The organism is Marinoscillum furvescens DSM 4134, from assembly GCF_003386095.1.
In the GTDB taxonomy this organism is placed as follows: Bacteria; Bacteroidota; Bacteroidia; order Cytophagales; family Cyclobacteriaceae; genus Marinoscillum; species Marinoscillum furvescens.
Genome location: NZ_QREG01000002.1, coordinates 24,055 through 41,223, shown reverse-complemented (window position 1 = coordinate 41,223; position 17,169 = coordinate 24,055). Strand labels below are relative to the sequence as shown.

The 17,169-nt window shown below is 46.0% G+C and carries 11 protein-coding genes; 10 read left to right on the top strand and 1 reads right to left on the bottom strand.

Annotated features, from left to right (window positions below; all coding sequences use genetic code 11):
• Nucleotides 1–4: 4 nt before the first annotated feature.
• A complete protein-coding gene (locus C7460_RS02750) occupies nt 5–1,012 on the bottom strand; it encodes a LacI family DNA-binding transcriptional regulator (protein WP_115866552.1) in 1,008 nt (335 codons plus the stop codon).
• 108 nt (nt 1,013–1,120) lie between these two features.
• Between C7460_RS02750 and C7460_RS02745 the strand changes: the two genes are divergently transcribed.
• The 10 genes from C7460_RS02745 (at nt 1,121) to C7460_RS02700 (ending at nt 17,149) form a co-directional block, all read left to right on the top strand.
• Nucleotides 1,121–2,728 carry a UxaA family hydrolase gene (locus C7460_RS02745; RefSeq protein WP_115866551.1) on the top strand — a complete coding sequence of 536 codons (1,608 nt, stop codon included), beginning with the start codon at nt 1,121–1,123 and terminating at the stop codon, nt 2,726–2,728.
• A gap of 20 nt (nt 2,729–2,748) precedes the next feature.
• Nucleotides 2,749–3,528, top strand: a complete 780-nt coding sequence (locus tag C7460_RS02740; protein WP_115866550.1) for an SDR family NAD(P)-dependent oxidoreductase — start codon at nt 2,749–2,751, stop codon at nt 3,526–3,528.
• Between the two features lie 17 nt (nt 3,529–3,545).
• On the top strand, nt 3,546–4,391 hold the full coding sequence (locus C7460_RS02735; RefSeq protein WP_115866549.1) for a fumarylacetoacetate hydrolase family protein: 846 nt from the start codon (nt 3,546–3,548) through the stop codon (nt 4,389–4,391).
• Nucleotides 4,392–4,396: 5 nt separating this feature from the next.
• Nucleotides 4,397–5,227 (top strand): amidohydrolase family protein, encoded by an 831-nt coding sequence (locus C7460_RS02730; protein ID WP_115866548.1) that lies wholly within the window; start codon nt 4,397–4,399, stop codon nt 5,225–5,227.
• 7 nt (nt 5,228–5,234) lie between these two features.
• Complete coding sequence (locus C7460_RS02725; RefSeq protein WP_115866547.1) at nt 5,235–6,017, top strand: L-fucose dehydrogenase; 783 nt, start codon at nt 5,235–5,237, stop codon at nt 6,015–6,017.
• 34 nt (nt 6,018–6,051) lie between these two features.
• Nucleotides 6,052–6,381 carry an L-rhamnose mutarotase gene (locus C7460_RS02720; protein ID WP_115866546.1) on the top strand — a complete coding sequence of 110 codons (330 nt, stop codon included), beginning with the start codon at nt 6,052–6,054 and terminating at the stop codon, nt 6,379–6,381.
• Nucleotides 6,378–7,541 carry an alpha-hydroxy acid oxidase gene (locus C7460_RS02715; RefSeq protein WP_115866545.1) on the top strand — a complete coding sequence of 388 codons (1,164 nt, stop codon included), beginning with the start codon at nt 6,378–6,380 and terminating at the stop codon, nt 7,539–7,541. Before C7460_RS02720 ends, C7460_RS02715 begins: the two co-directional genes overlap by 4 nt.
• A gap of 262 nt (nt 7,542–7,803) precedes the next feature.
• Nucleotides 7,804–11,895 carry a hybrid sensor histidine kinase/response regulator transcription factor gene (locus tag C7460_RS02710; protein WP_245986157.1) on the top strand — a complete coding sequence of 1,364 codons (4,092 nt, stop codon included), beginning with the start codon at nt 7,804–7,806 and terminating at the stop codon, nt 11,893–11,895.
• Nucleotides 11,896–12,160: 265 nt separating this feature from the next.
• Nucleotides 12,161–15,325 carry a SusC/RagA family TonB-linked outer membrane protein gene (locus C7460_RS02705; RefSeq protein ID WP_170147858.1) on the top strand — a complete coding sequence of 1,055 codons (3,165 nt, stop codon included), beginning with the start codon at nt 12,161–12,163 and terminating at the stop codon, nt 15,323–15,325.
• Nucleotides 15,326–15,346: 21 nt separating this feature from the next.
• Nucleotides 15,347–17,149 carry a RagB/SusD family nutrient uptake outer membrane protein gene (locus tag C7460_RS02700; RefSeq protein WP_115866542.1) on the top strand — a complete coding sequence of 601 codons (1,803 nt, stop codon included), beginning with the start codon at nt 15,347–15,349 and terminating at the stop codon, nt 17,147–17,149.
• Nucleotides 17,150–17,169: the final 20 nt, after the last annotated feature.

Sequence of the window (17,169 nt, the reverse complement as noted above, 5' to 3'; positions counted from 1 at the left end):
GGACTTAGGTGCTTTCTCTTATGATGAGCTCCGGGTCTATGATGATTTTTTCATTTTCCAGAGGTTCTTTTTTCTCAATGACAGCTAGCAGCTTTTGGGCGGCTAGCTGTCCCATTTTTTCTCCAGCATGTTTTACCGTACTGAGCTGTGGAGTCATGTGGGTAGCTACTGGCTCATCCGAAAAGCCCATTACTGCCACGTCTTCAGGTACTCTTTTGCCGTGTTTCTGGAGTACGTTCACTGAGTAGTTGGCCGCATAGTCATTAAATACAAAAATTGCGTCCAGGTCAGGGTAATCTTTCAGGGCTTTCGTTATAAAAGTCTCTATTGCGGCTGGCTCAAACTTGTAGTATAGAATTAACGCTTCATTTACATTCATACCAGCATCTTTCAGGGCATCCATATAGCCGTATAGCCTGTTGTTGCTATTGTTTAGATTAATGCTGGCTGTTATGTGGGCAATTTGTTTTCTGCCTCGCTGGATGAGATGCTGCACAGCATTGTAGGCGGCCTGATAGTCATTGGTTACCACTTTTGGGATGGGTAAAAAATTGGCCACCCGGTCATAAAATACGAGCGGAACTTCTTGTTTGATGAGGTGCGAAAAGTGATCAAACTTGTCGGTAGTCATCGTTATAGCTGCCAGAATACCGTCCACACGATACCGGAGACACCGCTCCACAGCCATGGTTTCGGATTCTAATTGTTCTTTGGTATCAAAAAGTACAAGTGCATAATCTTTATCAGCCAGGACTTCTTGCATGCCCTGTACTACACGAGCAAAGAAATGAATGCTCAAGTCAGGTACGATAATGCCAATAAGACGGCTGCTGCTACTTCTAAAAGAGTGAGCATTGATATTGGCCTGGTAGCCAAGTTCGCCAGCCAGTTTTCTTACTTTTTCTTTGGTTTTGGCACTGATACGTGGGTGGTCACTAAGGGCGCGCGACACTGTGGAATGCGACATCCCTAGTTGCTTTGCTATTTCTTTTATGGTGATGTACTTGGCCATATCACAGTGTGTGCACTTGTGTGCACAGCAATTATAAGTAGATTAAGTTGAGATTCACACCATAGTCTGGCTAAATATGTAGTGCTCTTAGGAGAGAAAAAGTGAAATATGGAACAAAATCAAGTATTACATATAGATGCCAGGGACAATGTGTGGGTAGCTCTAAAAGAGCTGTCTCCTGGCACTGTAACCTATCAGGGGCGATCTCTGGAGGTACGTGAGCCGATAGCACAAAAGCATAAAGTATTGCTCGCGGATCTGAAAAAAGGGGAGCAAGTAATCATGTATGGGGTGCCCGTAGGTGTAGTGCTCAAAAATCTCCCGGCAGGATCCTTACTCACCATCGAAAATACCAAACATTATGCGGAGCCTCTAGCTCTGGAAAACCGACAGCCTTATAGCTGGACACCTCCAGCAGTGAGTAAGTGGAAAGAAAGGACTTTTAACGGGTACCACCGAGGAGATGGAAAAGTAGGTACTGCAAATTATTGGTTGTTCGTGCCTTTGGTGTTTTGTGAAAACAGAAACCTAAAGGTAATAGAGGAGGCGTTGGTCAAGCAGCTTGGATACTACAAGCCCAATCAATACGAAAGTCTTGTAAGTGAGGTGCTTTCGGGTACTCAATCCCAGACTACCTACGCTACGGACAGAGTATTTGAAAATATCGACGGTATCAAATTTTTGTATCACCACGGAGGATGTGGCGGTACGCGACAAGATGCCGAAACATTGCTGCGATTATTGGCGGGCTATGTGCACCATCCCAATGTTGCTGGTGCTACAGTTTTGAGTTTGGGATGCCAGCATGCGCAGGCCGATTGGTTTCAATCTATCCAAAAAGAGCTATATCCTAATAGCGAGAAGCCTGTGCTTTATTTTGAGCAGCAGCAGATGGCCTCAGAAGATGCGCTGATCTCTGCAGCCATTACACAGACACTTGACGCCCTTAAGGAAGCCAATGAAATAGAACGAAAACCTGCAACATTGGATAAGCTAGTAGTAGGGCTTGAGTGTGGTGGATCTGACGGGTTTTCGGGCATTTCAGCCAATCCCGTCCTGGGTTATGTCTCGGATGTACTTGTTACCCTCAAAGCGTCGACCATTCTCAGTGAATTCCCAGAGCTGAATGGTGTAGAGCAAAACATCATCAACCGATGCGAAACGCAGGAACTAGCAGAGAAGTTTGTGAGGATACAGCGCGCATATGAGCAAAATGCACAAGCTGTAGGAAGTGGGTTTGATATGAATCCTTCACCTGGCAATATCAAGGATGGACTCATCACAGATGCCATCAAATCTGCTGGTGCAGCCAAAAAAGGTGGCGCGGCTCCTATTTCAGATATACTGGACTATACCGAGCCAGTGACCAAACCTGGTTTAAACTTACTGTGTACTCCGGGCAATGATGTGGAGTCTACTACAGGGTTGGCAGGATCTGGCGCAAATGTTATTTTATTCACTACAGGGCTGGGCACACCTACAGGAAACCCTGTGACTCCCGTGATCAAGGTAGCTAGTAATACCAAACTGGCAGAGCGTATGCATGACATCATAGACGTAAACACCGGAGGTGTGATCGAGGGTACGCAATCCATAGAGGATGCTGCTGAGGTCATGTTAGAAAAAATTATCAGTGTGGCTAGCGGAGAGCTTTCCAAAGCCATGCAATTAGAACAAAACGATTTTATCCCCTGGAAAAGAGGGGTTTCACTTTAAAAATATTCCATAGAAGAGCTATGCAAACATTTGATTTATCAGGCAAAACAGCCATCATCACGGGAGGGGCAAGTGGTATAGGAAAGGCGATAGCTACCAAGCTAGCACAGCATGGTGCACATGCTATCATTTTGGATGTAAACGAAGAGAATGCCAAAGAGCTGAGCGAAGCAATAGCCAAAGATGGAGGTAAATCCAGCTATGGTGTATGTGACATTACCAATGCTGATCATGTAGCCGAAACATTTACTCAGCTATTGGGAGATAGCTCACTGGACATCCTGATTAACAATGCGGGTATAGCGCATATCGGCAACCTTCTCCAAACGACTGGTGAAGATCTGGATAAGGTATATCAGGTAAATGTAAAAGGCGCATTTCACTGTGCCCAGGAAGCAGTAAAGCGCATGGAAACTACCGGAGGTGGTAGTATCATCAATGTATCTTCCATAGCCGCACATGTAGGCATAGCAGATCGTTTGGCTTATTCCATGAGCAAAGGCGCTATTCATGCCTTGTCATTGTCCATAGCTCGCGATTTTCTGGATAAGAACATTCGCTGCAATACCGTGTCACCAGCACGTGTGCATACACCGTTTGTAGACGGATTTATTGCTAAAAACTATGCCGGACAGGAAGAAGAGATTTTTGACAAGCTGTCAAAATCTCAGCCGATCGGTAGAATGGGCAAGCCGGAGGAAGTGGGTGCTCTCGTGCTGTATCTTTGTGCCGATGAAGCGTCATTTATCACAGGTAGCGACTTTCCTATCGATGGCGGGTTTGTAACATTAAATAACTAACACAAGAACTAATAGATATGAAATTAATTCGATTTGGAGCTTTCGGTGAAGAAAAACCGGGGATAGAACTTGATGGAAAAAAATATGATGTAAGTCATCTGGTGGCTGATTATGATGAGGACTTTTTTGCCAATGATGGCCTGAAAAAGCTTGAAGAAATTGCCAGCAATGACCTGCCGGAAATCCCTGCTGATGCACGTCTGGGAGCACCTGTGAAACGCCCAGGTAAAATCATTTGTATTGGGTTAAATTACAGAAAGCACGCAGCAGAAAGTGGTATGGAAGTGCCCAAGGAGCCGGTAGTATTTTTCAAGGCTACTTCTTCTATAGTAGGGCCTAATGATCAGGTAATAATTCCTAAAAACAGTGAAAAAACTGACTGGGAAGTGGAGCTTGGTGTAGTGATTGGCAAGCGGGCCAACTATGTGAGCAAAGAAGAAGCGCTCGATTATGTGGCAGGTTATGTGGTGCATAATGACGTGAGTGAGCGTGCTTTTCAGCTGGAGCGCGGAGGACAGTGGGTGAAAGGCAAAAGTGCAGATACGTTTGCGCCACTAGGGCCATACCTGGTTACCAAAGATGAAGTAGCTGATCCCAACAACCTAAACCTGTGGCTGAAGCTAAACGGCGAAAAGGTGCAGGATGGAAATACCAATGATTTCATTTTCAATGTGCAGGAAGTCATTGCGCACTTGTCCGAATTTATGAGTCTGATGCCTGGAGATATTATCTCTACAGGTACACCAGAAGGTGTAGGCTTTGGATTTAAGCCACCAAAGTATCTCAAAGAGGGTGATGTAATAGAGCTAGGCATCGAAGGTCTGGGTGAAGCCAGACAAGAAGTAGTGGCCTACAAAGGATAATTCTCATGATTGACGCTCATCAGCATTTTTGGAAGTTTGACCCTGTTCGCGATAGCTGGATAGATGACTCCATGCAGGTCTTAAAGCGGGATTTTATGCCTGAAGACCTGCATCCGCTGATGGTGGAAAATGGAGTGGAAGGCTGTGTGGCCGTACAGGCGGATCAGTCGTTAACAGAAACTAAGTTTTTGCTAGACTTAGCAGAAAAACACGCCTTTGTAAGTGGTGTGGTCGGTTGGGTGGATTTGATGTCCAGAGATCTGGCAGGAACGCTGGACATCTTCACCACCTCTTCTTACTTAAAAGGTTTCCGACATATTCTTCAGGCAGAAAATGAGGGCTTTATGTTGCAGCCATCATTTATTCAGGGATTAAAAACCCTGAGCACCAGCGGATATACTTACGATTTATTGATTTACGAAAACCAGCTGGACGAAGCTTTACGCTTAGTCCGTCAGCTGCCGGACCTGCCAGTAGTTGTTGATCATTTGGCCAAACCAGCCATAGCGCATCACCAGGGGGAGGACCTCCATCATTGGAAGGCTAAAATGAAAGCAATGGCAACACATGAAAATGTGATGGTGAAGCTTTCAGGAATGGTGACAGAGGCCAACTGGACAAACTGGACTTATGAGCAATTAAAGCCCTACATGGAGGTGGTTTTGGACTGCTTCTCACCAGAGCGAGTAATGTTTGGCTCGGATTGGCCGGTATGCACACTGGCAGCCAGTTACCATCAGGTCGTGGAGCACATCAAACGCTTTTGTCAGGAGCTGAGTGATACCGAGAGCGCACAAATCCTCGGACTAAACGCAAAGAAATTTTACAATTTATAATAGTGTAATGGAGCTGAAATTAAAAGATAAGGTATTCATCGTGACCGGTGGTGCCAAAGGAATTGGTAGAGCCATCACGGAAGAACTGGCTCAGGAAGGGGGCATACCTGTCATAGTAGGAAGGTCCCAAAAGGAGGCTGATGAACTCTCAGAAACCATTGCCGCTAAAGGTGGTAAAAGCCTGGTGGTCAATGCAGTGTTGGGACAATCGGATATTTGTAAATCCATTGTTGATCAGACGGTAGAGGCATTTGGCAGAATAGACGGTGTGGTCAACAACGCCGGAGTAAACGATGGTGTGGGACTTATTGAGGGCAACCCTGATGCCTTTAAAAACTCGGTGACTACCAACCTTACGCACTACTACGACCTGGTACATTATGCCATCAAATACCTGATCGAATCCAAAGGGGCCATTGTAAACGTAAGCTCTAAAACGGCACTTACTGGTCAGGGAGGTACATCTGGCTACGCTGCCAGCAAAGGTGCCCAGTTGGCACTTACTCGCGAGTGGGCTGTAGAGCTCGCCGAGCATGGCGTACGTGTAAATGCCATTGTACCAGCCGAAGTGATGACCCCCCAATATCAACGTTGGATTGATTCTTTTGAAGATAAAGAACGAAGCCTGGAAGTGATCACTAGTCGTATCCCGCTTGGAAAGCGCATGACTACATCTGAGGAGATTGCAGCCATGACCGTCTTTTTACTTTCTGATCGCAGTGGTCATACTACCGGACAGTGGCTATATGTAGACGGGGGCTATGTTCACCTTGACAGGGCGATGGCCTAAAAACCTCACTTAGATTTCCATCAGTACCTTCACTATGAAAAGATATTGTTTTGCACTCGACCTAAAGAACGACCCTGAGCTAATCGCAAAGTACATTGAGCATCACGAGCAGGTGTGGCCGGAAATAGTGGACTCTATTCGGAATTCGGGCATCACCTCGATGGAGATTTATCATGTAGCCACCAGACTGTTTATGATCATGGAAACAAACGAATCGTTTTCATTTGAGCAAAAAGCTGCTGCCGACGCTGCCAACGAAACCGTGCAAAAGTGGGAAGAGCTTATGGATAACTACCAGGAGCGTTTGCCCTTTGCCAGGCCAAATGAAAAATGGGTGCTGATGAATAAAATATTTGAACTATGAGTAAATGGAACTATAATACCAACTACCCAGGCATCGATGACCTCATCAAAGGAGCCAAACGAAAAATTCCTCGCTTTGCATTTGAGTATTTGGATGGCGGATGCAACGAAGATGTCAACCTGCATCGAAACACTGAAGAATTGCGTGAAGTACGGCTGGTACCTCAATACCTGAGTAAGCACACGCATTCAGACATGGCTACTGAGTTGTTTGGTCATGTGTACGATGCGCCTTTTGGTATAGCTCCTGTTGGGTTGCAGGGCCTTATGTGGCCTAAAGCACCAGAGATTTTGGCCAAGGCGTCACTGGAGCACAACGTCCCTTTTATACTCAGTACGGTGACCACCATGAGTATCGAAAAGGCGAGTGAGCTCACCGAGGGTAGGGCGTGGTTCCAGTTGTATCACCCGGCAGAAAACCGCCTACGCGATGATATCCTCAAACGGGCGGAAGCTGCTGACTGTCCGGTGTTGGTATTGCTTTGTGATGTACCCACATTTGGCTTTAGGCCACGAGACATCCGCAATGGCCTGGCCATGCCGCCAAAAATGACCTTGCAAAACATTTTGCAAATCATGGGTAAGCCAGAGTGGGCGTTGCGTACCCTCATCAACGGACAGCCAAACTTTGAAAACTTGAAACCATACATGCCGAAGGGGCTGGACCTGAGGCAGTTGGGACTCTTCATGAACCAAACCTTTTCCGGTAGGCTCAACGAAGAGAAGATCAAGCCTATCCGAGATATGTGGAAAGGTAAGATAGTACTGAAAGGTGTGGCGAGCGAAGCAGACACCGAGCGCGCTATACGTTTAGGTTTGGACGGTATTATAGTTTCCAATCACGGCGGAAGGCAACTTGACGCTGGAGAGTCTACAGTAGCACCACTAGCGCGTATAGCTGAGAAATACGGCGATCAGATCAAAGTAATGATGGATAGCGGCGTACGTAGTGGTCCGGATATCGCTAGAAGTATGGCTGCAGGTGCCGCGTTTACCTTTTTGGGGCGGACGTTTATGTATAGCGTGGCTGCCTTGGGTAGCAAAGGAGGTGATCATGCTATCGGGTTGCTAAAAACCCAACTGCAGCAAGTGATGGAGCAACTCTGCTGTGAAAAGGTAGGGGACCTTCCGGGCTGCAATCTGATAAATGCACAGTCTTAATGCTGCAAATAGACTCAGGGTTTAAATAGCTAATGATTCTACTTGCCGCCATTCGTTATTTTATTAGTGATATTGGAGTGAATAAAGTGATTGATTGGGAATATGTAAAAAATGCAGGTATAACGGGTGGGTAAATTGAGAAAATTATAACTGAGAAAATTCATTCTGGCATGTTATATTTGGTCATCCACCTATCCTATTTTAATCATTTACTGGCTCCGGCGAAGGGTTGTGTTGACGTTTTACAAATGTGAGTGAATTGATGATGAAGCCTGTATTTTGCGTTATTTTATCTGTGTTTGGATGGATTACTGCGTTTGCGCAGTATGAAAACCTGAAGTTCGAAAACTTTTCTACGCTGGAGGGACTCTCTAGCAGTACCTGTCTGGAAATCTTCGAAGACTCTGAAGGGTACTTGTGGTTTGGTACCATCAATGGCCTGAATAAATACGATGGGTACGACTTCAAAATTTATCGACCCATGCCTGGCGATCGGGAGTCCATCAGCTCTAACCGCATATTGTCCATTGAAGAAGATCGGGAAGGTCATATCTGGGTAGGCACTGGCAATGGTCTCAATATGTACAACCCACTTACGGATAAGTTTGCCAGAATCAGACTAAAGCAAGTCAAAGGAGGCCTGGAGGTAGCTATCAACGACCTGGAGTATGACTCCCTGGAAAACAAGCTTTGGGTAGCTACTGATCAGGGGCTGTATCTGCTGTATCTCAAAGATGAAGTGAATATCTCCTATGAGATGCAAAAGTACACCTACCTGAAAGGTGAGCAGATAGCTCAGCTAGAATGGGATAAAAGTGGTGATTTGTGGGCGGCAGGCTATGGACCCAACATCTTTCGCTATGACCAATCTTCAAACAGCTTTTCGGTTGTAAAACACCAACTACCAGAGGAGCTTATCCTCAATCATTTGCCCCAGCTATTGATGCTGGACAGCAAAGGGAATTTTCTGATAGGCAATAACCTGGAGGCGCTCTCGTACTGGGACAGGGAGGCCGATGAGATCAGACTTGTAAAAATCACTTCCCAAAAGATACCGATCAATGACCTTCATTGTGATAAAAATGGAATAACCTGGGTGTCTACGGGAGGTTTTGGTCTTTACCTGTTGGATGAAAATATGTCGCTCCTGCAGCACATTACGCACAATCCTCAGGATCCTTTTTCCTTACCCAATAACCAGCCATCTAGGGTTACTGAAGACCGGGATGGCATCTACTGGATTTCTACCTACAACCGGGGGATATGTAAGCTGTCCTTGGAGAAATCTACCTTTCGTCACATACGCTACGAGTCAGGCAACCCCATGAGCCTAAGCTCGGAAATTGCCCAGTCCGTGCTGGTGGATGAGCATGAAAATATCTGGATAGGAACAGATGGTGGAGGACTCAACTTATGGCGAGACGGGGCCAAAAAAATTGAGTATTTCACTGAAGAAAACGGAGCCATCAATTCAAACAAGGTTGTCTACCTGGCGCAGGGAGATGGAAATAAAATATGGGTTTGTACCTGGGATGGTGGGCTTAGCCTTTTTGACCCTGCCACGGGCACCAGCAGAGTCTTTCTTCATGATCCCAATGACCCAACTACCATTGGTCAGAATACCGCTTCATGCGCGGCTGCCGATGCACAAGGAAGAACCTGGCTAGGTACCAATACCGCCGGTATCAATGTCTATGTACCTAAAGAAGATCGTTTTTATAGGTTTCCTGCATCAGAAGAAAGTGGTATCCAAAACAACATGATCGTTGGCATGATGGTAGACCGCAGCAACCGACTGCTGATTGGAGCTCGAAATGGTTTGCAGGTTGTAGATATCAACGCCATAGACGAATTAACATCGGGGATGAAACTGCCCATGGTGGATGTTTCCAAATCTGGCCTGGAAGGCTTTCGCGTGACACATATCACTCAGGCAGCAGACGGTACTTTTTGGCTCGGTACAGATCAGGGATTGTATCACATTACCAACGAGCTGGAGTTGGTTAGGTCTTATACTACCAGCGATGGACTCATCAATAACCTGGTAGTGGGAGTGGTGGCCTATGACGAAAACACCATTTGGATGACCTCTAAAGGAGGACTTTCGAGGTTGGATGTTCCTTCCGGAAAAATCAAAAATTTTAATGTTCAGGATGGAATTCAGGGGTCCGAATTCCAAAGCAAGTCTGTAGACCTGACACCCTCCGGGCATATACTCGCAGGAGGGATCAATGGGCTCAATATTTTTGATCCCCGTCAAATAGCCGATAAAAATAAGACGGTCAGTCCCCGACTCACGGCGCTCAAGATTCATAATCAGGAAATCCATGTGGGGGACACACTCTCTGACCGTGTTGTACTTTCAACCAGTCTGGAAGAAACCGAAAAAATTAAACTTTACTATGATGAAGGGTTCATTCAGTTTGATTTTGTGGCGCTTAATTATTCCAACCCAAATCGTGTGTCTTATGCACACCGTATGGTGGGAATTAGCGATGAATGGGTACACATTCAAAACGGACGCAGTGCTGGCTATTCAAACCTTACGGCAGGGGACTACACCTTTGAGGTAATGGCAGCATTGGATGGAGACTGGGATGCTGCGGGTATCACTACCATCAATCTGGAGGTGTTGCCACCACCGTGGAAATCCTGGTGGGCTTACATGATATACCTTACATTCTTTGTGGTGGTGGTTTGGCAGGGTTTCCGGTTTTACGCCTATCGGATCAACGAAGAGCGTGCGCACGAACTAGACCAGATGAAATTGCGCTTCTTTATGAATGTGAGTCATGAGTTTCGTACACCGCTTACACTTATTCTCAATCCGGTAGACAAACTGCTAAGTAGCTATGACAACCCTGAAGTGGTCAAAAGTTCGGCGTTAGTCATACAGCGAAGTGCGCGCAAACTACTGAATTTGGTAAATCAGCTGCTCGATTTCAGAAAACTTGACATGGGACAGGCGCCATTAGATCCTGTAAAAGGAGATATCATAAAGTTTACTGAAGACATCCATAGATTCTTTACAGAACTGGCCAACTCCCGATCCATCAAGTTTGATTTGATTACCAACCGGGAATCATATTTCATGTGGTTTGATCCAGATAAGCTGGAAAAAATACTAGGAAACTTGCTTTCAAACGCCATTAAGTTTACCGGTGATGGGGGCAAGATTTCACTGGAAATAAATATTGGCACCAAAAGAGGAACCAGCGTTGATGTACTAGAGATCATTGTTCGTGATTCTGGTATAGGATTGAAAAAAGATCAGTTAGAGGCGGTATTTAATCGATTTTTCCACGTAGACAACACCATGACTGGCACGGGCATAGGGTTACACTATACCAAAAGTCTGGTAGAGCAGCATGGAGGTGAGATCACTGCGGAAAGTGAGTATGGGGAGGGGAGCACCTTCACGGTGAGTATCCCTACAGAAAATGCCGCGCTGGATATAGCCCTTAAGTCGAATCAGGGCGTTCGCAAGGAAATCAATGATTTTGATCAAAACAGCCTGCTTTCACTCGAATATGACCTGGCAATATCTGCGCAGGACGATGTGGACGAAGAAGTAGATGGAGGAGGAGCCGTGCAGACAGTGCTCATCGTGGAAGACAACAACGAACTGCGCGTGCACCTGAAGAATGAACTAGGCAGTCTTTACCGCATCAAAGGGGCAAGCAATGGGAAAGAAGGTCTGGAAAAAGCAAGAAAGTTTTTTCCAGATATCATCATTAGTGATGTGATGATGCCTGAGATGGACGGGTTCGAAATGTGCAGTGAGCTAAAAGGTGACCCTGAAACCAGTCACATTCCGATCATACTGCTGACTGCCCGCAGCCTGGAAGAAGATCGTGCCGAGGGCTATAGCATAGGAGCTGATGCTTACCTTCCCAAGCCTTTTAACATCACCGTACTCAAAGTGCGAATCAAAAACCTCTTGCAAGCCAAGCGCAAGATGCGAGAGAAGTTCATGAAGCAAACCAATATCCTGCCGAGTAGTGAAGTGACTACAAACACTTTAGATGAGCAGTTTTTGGACAAGGCTACCCAGGTAGTATTGGATAATATCAGCGATTCGGACTTCAACCTCAAGCAAATGCTGGATGCAGTAGGGGTGAGTCGTTCGCATTTCTACCGCAAGATCCAATCGCTCACTGGACAAAATCCAAGTCATTTTATTCGGTCGGTTCGCCTCAAATATGCCGCGGAGCTGCTCAAACAGCATAATTGTACCATCAAAGAAGTGGCCTTCAAATCTGGATTTAATTCCACAGCTTACTTCTCCAAAACCTTTAGAGAACTGTTCGAAATGACTCCTAACGAGTTTATGGAGTCCAACAAGGGAAAATAAAACTCATCGAGTTTAAAACATGGCTCAGAGTTAGCTAGAAGGCCACTTTGAGCCATGAGTTTACCCAAATGGATCATAAGTCATAGCCTCCGCTTGCCCGCTTACTTACCATTGTAGACAGGTAATTATCGTCTCAGAGCGATTTTCACCTATTAGTTCTACAGAGCTTCTAAAGAGGAGCAAAACTTAAAGTAAAAGGTGTTTAGTGAAATATTCTCAACCTAATCGCCTGTTGGACAACTTAAAAAAACGATGTATGATGAAAATGAAACTATTCATTTTTCTGATGGCCTTAGGGCTATCTAGTCTGGCACTCGCTCAGCAAACTGTTAGCGGTAAAGTGCTTGATGAAACTGGTGAGGGCCTTCCGGGTGCCACCATTATGGAAAAAGGTACTACCAATGGAACAACCACGGACATTGACGGTGCCTTTCGCTTGACCACCCAGGGTGAAGATCCTGTGCTGGTAGTATCATTTGTGGGATATACAGCTCAAGAGGTTACTGTAGGTTCCCGAGCTGTTATTGAGGTTTCGCTAGAAGCAGACGTAGCCAGCCTCGAAGAAGTAGTAGTGGTAGGATATGGTGAGCAGTCTAAGCAAACCCTCTCTGGTGCTGTAGAGGTAGTGAAAGACGAGGCATTCCAAAGCCAGGCCGTAAACAGCCCGGTACAATCACTACAAGGTCAAACTCCTGGACTTTTGGTAACTAGAAATACAGGACGTCCTGGATTTTCTGGAAGTGGTGAGAGCTCAGGGGATGTAACCATTCGTGGTGTGACCTCTATCAACGGTGGGTCTGTGACCTATGTAATCGATGGTGTGATCTCCAGCAAAACGGAGTTTTACAACATGAACCCGGATGATATAGCGTCCGTATCGGTACTGAAAGATGGTGCGGCAGCTATCTACGGATCCAGAGCTGCAAATGGAGTAATTGTAATTACTACCAAGCAAGGTTCTGGTAAAATGTCTGTTGAGTATAGCGGAAGCTTCCGAAAGAAGAAAATCGGTATCCGTCCTCCGGCTCCTACTATGGCTGAATACGGAGCTACCTATCTGGATGCTGTAAGAGCAGAAGGAAGAACCGACGAAGAAGGGAATGAAATCTTTGTATATAAGCAGTGGGGTTCTGAGCAGACATTGATCGATATGTCTCAGGGGCTTGGACAAATTTATTCTACTGCTGTAGCAGGATGGGGATATGACGGGGATGTATACCTCGGCCCGGCCAACAGATTTGATGAACTGTATGGTGATGCTTTTTCACAGCAGCACACGATCTCTATTTCGGGTTCTACCGAAAAAACTAAATACCGTCTTTCTGGGAATTTCTCTGATGACATGGGTGCGCTCAAGGTGGCCTATGATGGTATGAAACAATATACCTTCCGTTTAAACCTCGATCAGCAGGTAAATGATTGGATGAAAGTAGATGTAGGTATTTCACATCAAAACATCCAAAAAGAAGGCCCATCTACTGGGTTTAGCTGGAAAGCTATAGGAAACGATCCTCCGATCTTCCCTGCATACAACCCATACGGACAGTACTATGCCAACTTTGGTATTGGTAACCGAAATGCAACAGGAGAGCTTGCAGATGGTGGAAGAGAATCATCAAACAACAACATCACCAAATTAAACCTTGGTGTTACTGCCAACATTCTTGAAGGATTGGATTTCAGATTCCTCGCTTCTATCAGAAGCACGGACAACCAGTACCAAAAGTACATATTGGAAGTGCCGCTTTACACCTGGGACGGTGACTATGTGCAAAGCGCAAACCCGAATCCGAGTATCGAAGAAAGAAGTAATCACGGCCTTTATGAGTTGTACAACAGTTACCTAACCTACTCCAAGACGATAGGTGCCGGTCACAACTTTAAGATCATGGGCGGTATCACTGCTGAGCTTTCACGCTCAAGACAGCTGCAGGTGAAGCGCCAAAACATTGAAAACCTGGGCGTATACAATGTATTCCTGGCCAATGGTGAGGTAACTGTAGGCTCTGGAAACTCTGGTAACAACAACAGAAACTGGGGCTTCTATTCGTACATGAGTAGATTTAACTATGACTATCAGGGCAAATACCTGGTAGAGCTTTTAGGTAGATCAGATGCATCTTCAAGATTTGCAGATGGTTACAAGTGGCAGAGCTACTACTCCGCTTCTGGAGGATGGGTACTTACCGAGGAAAGCTTCCTGAGAGGCAACCCGGTGCTCAACTTCCTAAAACTGAAAGCCAGCTACGCTCAGATGGGTAGTACTGCAGGTATCGGAAACCACGAGTACATCTCTACCATCGGTTTCGGACAAACAGTCTTCGGCTACAGCCCGAGTTTCCACCCTACCGCAAGAGTAGGCGCCATCACTACCAACCAGTTTACCTGGGAACGTATCAGCATGTCCAACTTCGGTACAGAGTTCTCGATGTTGAACCACAGACTTACAGGTTCATTTGATTACTTCATCAAAGACAACCCGAACATGCTGGCGTCTAAAAACTACTGGGCACTGCTTGGTGGTCAGGCTCCAAACGAAAACATCGGACATCTCAGAACCAAAGGATGGGAAGCTGTATTGGGCTGGAAAGACCGAGTTGGTGATGTAGAATACAATGTTTCTGTAAATATGGGTGATGCTCGCAATGAGCTACTAGCGCTCGAAGGTGCTGAGAAATGGGTGCCAGGTCTTAACTCGCCTGGCAGCGGTAACATGCGTGTTGGCTACCCGCTAAACTCTTACTGGATGTATGAAACCGACGGTTTCTTCCCAGATCAGGCAGCTGTAGATGCATTTTATGAAGAATATGCTGGAGGAGAAGTGCCTACAGGCAACTCTAAACTGCGCCCTGGTGATGTAATCAAAGTAGACCTTGACAAAAACGGAGAAATCCGTGCTACATCAGATGAAGGTGGAGACCTTAAATACATGGGAGATGCTGCGCCTCATTACTACTTCGGTATCAATACTGGCTTGAAGTGGAAAGGCTTTGACTTCACTGCCAACTTCAATGGCGTGCTGAAGCAAAACATTCAGCGAGTAGGTCACCTGGCGTATCCTTTCAGAGCGCACTGGGCCAACATCACACCTCAGTTTTTGGGTAAAACCTGGACTGAAGAAAACCCTGACGCTGACTATCCAAGAGCTACTACCGATGCTCGCAGATCTAGCTACAACTGGGCCAATAACGATTACAGACTTCAAAACAACGCTTACATCCGCTTGAAGACGTTGATCGTGGGATACACCATCCCTAAGAGTGTCACTAGCAAAATCAAGTTTGAAAACGTAAGAGTGTACTTCGCAGGAAATGACCTGTGGGAGGCTACCAGCCTGGATGACGGTTACGATCCGGAAATGGGTACCAGTGGTACGTCAGTATATCCTTTCATGAGATCTTATGCTCTGGGTATTAGTGCTAAGTTTTAAGAACATATGAGACTAAGAAAAATGAAAAATATAAGAAATATAGCGTTGGCTGGCGTGCTAGCATTAGCAGCCGGCTGTCAGGACCGATTTATTGATCTTGATCCTCAGGATTCGATAACCGAGGCAGTCTATTTTACTACACCTGAGCATTTTGAGTATGCTTCCAATCAGCTACATACCAACCTGGTAGGCTGGAGCGCAATCAAAGGAGCAGGACTTCCGAATGAATACCGTACAGCCTTTGCTGACTGGATGGATTTTGGCACAGACCTCACTGCCCTTGCGCAGGACGAAGGTCGTGGTACACTGACTGTATCTAATTCAGATCCTTATTGGAAGAGTCACTACTACTTCCTGAGAGATGCCAACATGATCATCAAAAAAGGAGAAGAATACACTGGCGACCAGTCAGAAATAGCGCCTTACCTCGCTACAGGTTACTTCTTCAGAGCATACCACCACTATGAGTTGCTTACGCGATTCGGTGGAGTACCACTTGCATTGCAGGTATATGATTTGGATGATGAGTTGCTGCATACAGGTGTGCGAAACAGCCGATACGAAGTAGTGGCGCAGATCGTTGCGGACCTGGATGCCGCTATCGAAAACCTGCCTTTCGAAGCTGAAATCAGCGATGGAGAAAAAGGTAAAATCAGCAAAGAAGGAGCAAAAGCCCTCAAGGCGAGACTGATGCTTTTTGAAGCTACCTGGGAGAAGTATGTAGGTACTACTACCGATGGTGATGGCGTAACAGTAGGTGCCGGTTCGGCTAAGCCCGAAGGCTATCCTTCTATCGATGAGATGCTTAGCACGGCGATCGAGCTGGCTACAGATGTGATCGATAATGGCCCTTACGAACTGTGGAACCATAACGATGAGCTCAACAACATGAGTAATTATTACCTGTTTAATATCGATGGGGATGGCTCAAACCCGGCTGGACTTACCAAGTCTTCAAACCGCGAGTTTATCATTCAGGGAATCTACGATTTTGACTTGCGTAGATCAGGTGGAAACATCAGCCACGTAGTGCAGGGACGTATTGCTCCTAGTAGAAAAATGCTCGACATGTTCTTGTGTAGAGACGGTCTTCCGATTTCTCAGTCTTCACAGTTTCAAGGGTATAACACTGTGTATGATGAACTGCAAAATAGAGACTTTAGAATGCAGTCTTACTTTGGAAACATACCTGAGAATGGTTCACCAGCTCTCAATGCTCAGTCTGGCTCCAATGCCGGTGTGGGTATACAGGCACAAAAGCACAAGGCTTTCGACTACCCGAATTACCGGGCACAGGGTCAGGAGTCCCAAAACTTCCCGTATATGAGACTAGCAGAATTGCTATTGATTTATGCGGAGGCGAAGTTTGAGCGTGATGGGTCACTGAGTGATGCAGACCTCAACTACTCGATCAACAAGACTAGAGAAAGAGCTGGAATAGCTCCACTAACCAATGCACTGGTGACTGCCAATGGACTGGACATGCTGGAGGAGATCCGCAGAGAGCGTACTATCGAGCTGTATGCAGAAAACAGCCGTTACCTCGACCTTAAGCGTTGGGCTATTGCGGAGGAAGTATTGAGTGAAACCATCTATGGTCCGGTGATCGAAGGTACCGTGTATGAGACGGATGCCAGCCTTTACAGTCCTGACTATTATCTATTCCCGGCAGAGGAGATCACAGTAGGTGACGGTTCTCAGCTCGAGACTGTGGTGTTGGATCATCATTCAGTGAGAAACTTTACCAGAAAGAATTACTTGTTTTCCATTCCTTTGGAGGCACTGCAACTCACTTCTGAGCTGCTGCAAAATCCTGAGTGGTAATTGTTTGACTCAAATTTTAA

What these genes read in the sequence shown, in the direction of transcription:
- C7460_RS02730 (WP_115866548.1), top strand. Translation starts at nt 4,397, where the DNA reads ATGATTGACGCTCATCAGCATTTTTGGAAGTTTGACCCTGTTCGCGAT.
- C7460_RS02725 (WP_115866547.1), top strand. Translation starts at nt 5,235, where the DNA reads ATGGAGCTGAAATTAAAAGATAAGGTATTCATCGTGACCGGTGGTGCC.
- C7460_RS02750 (WP_115866552.1), bottom strand. Translation starts at nt 1,012, where the DNA reads ATGGCCAAGTACATCACCATAAAAGAAATAGCAAAGCAACTAGGGATG.
- C7460_RS02710 (WP_245986157.1), top strand. Translation starts at nt 7,804, where the DNA reads ATGATGAAGCCTGTATTTTGCGTTATTTTATCTGTGTTTGGATGGATT.
- C7460_RS02715 (WP_115866545.1), top strand. Translation starts at nt 6,378, where the DNA reads ATGAGTAAATGGAACTATAATACCAACTACCCAGGCATCGATGACCTC.
- C7460_RS02705 (WP_170147858.1), top strand. Translation starts at nt 12,161, where the DNA reads ATGAAACTATTCATTTTTCTGATGGCCTTAGGGCTATCTAGTCTGGCA.
- C7460_RS02740 (WP_115866550.1), top strand. Translation starts at nt 2,749, where the DNA reads ATGCAAACATTTGATTTATCAGGCAAAACAGCCATCATCACGGGAGGG.
- C7460_RS02735 (WP_115866549.1), top strand. Translation starts at nt 3,546, where the DNA reads ATGAAATTAATTCGATTTGGAGCTTTCGGTGAAGAAAAACCGGGGATA.
- C7460_RS02745 (WP_115866551.1), top strand. Translation starts at nt 1,121, where the DNA reads ATGGAACAAAATCAAGTATTACATATAGATGCCAGGGACAATGTGTGG.
- C7460_RS02700 (WP_115866542.1), top strand. Translation starts at nt 15,347, where the DNA reads ATGAAAAATATAAGAAATATAGCGTTGGCTGGCGTGCTAGCATTAGCA.
- C7460_RS02720 (WP_115866546.1), top strand. Translation starts at nt 6,052, where the DNA reads ATGAAAAGATATTGTTTTGCACTCGACCTAAAGAACGACCCTGAGCTA.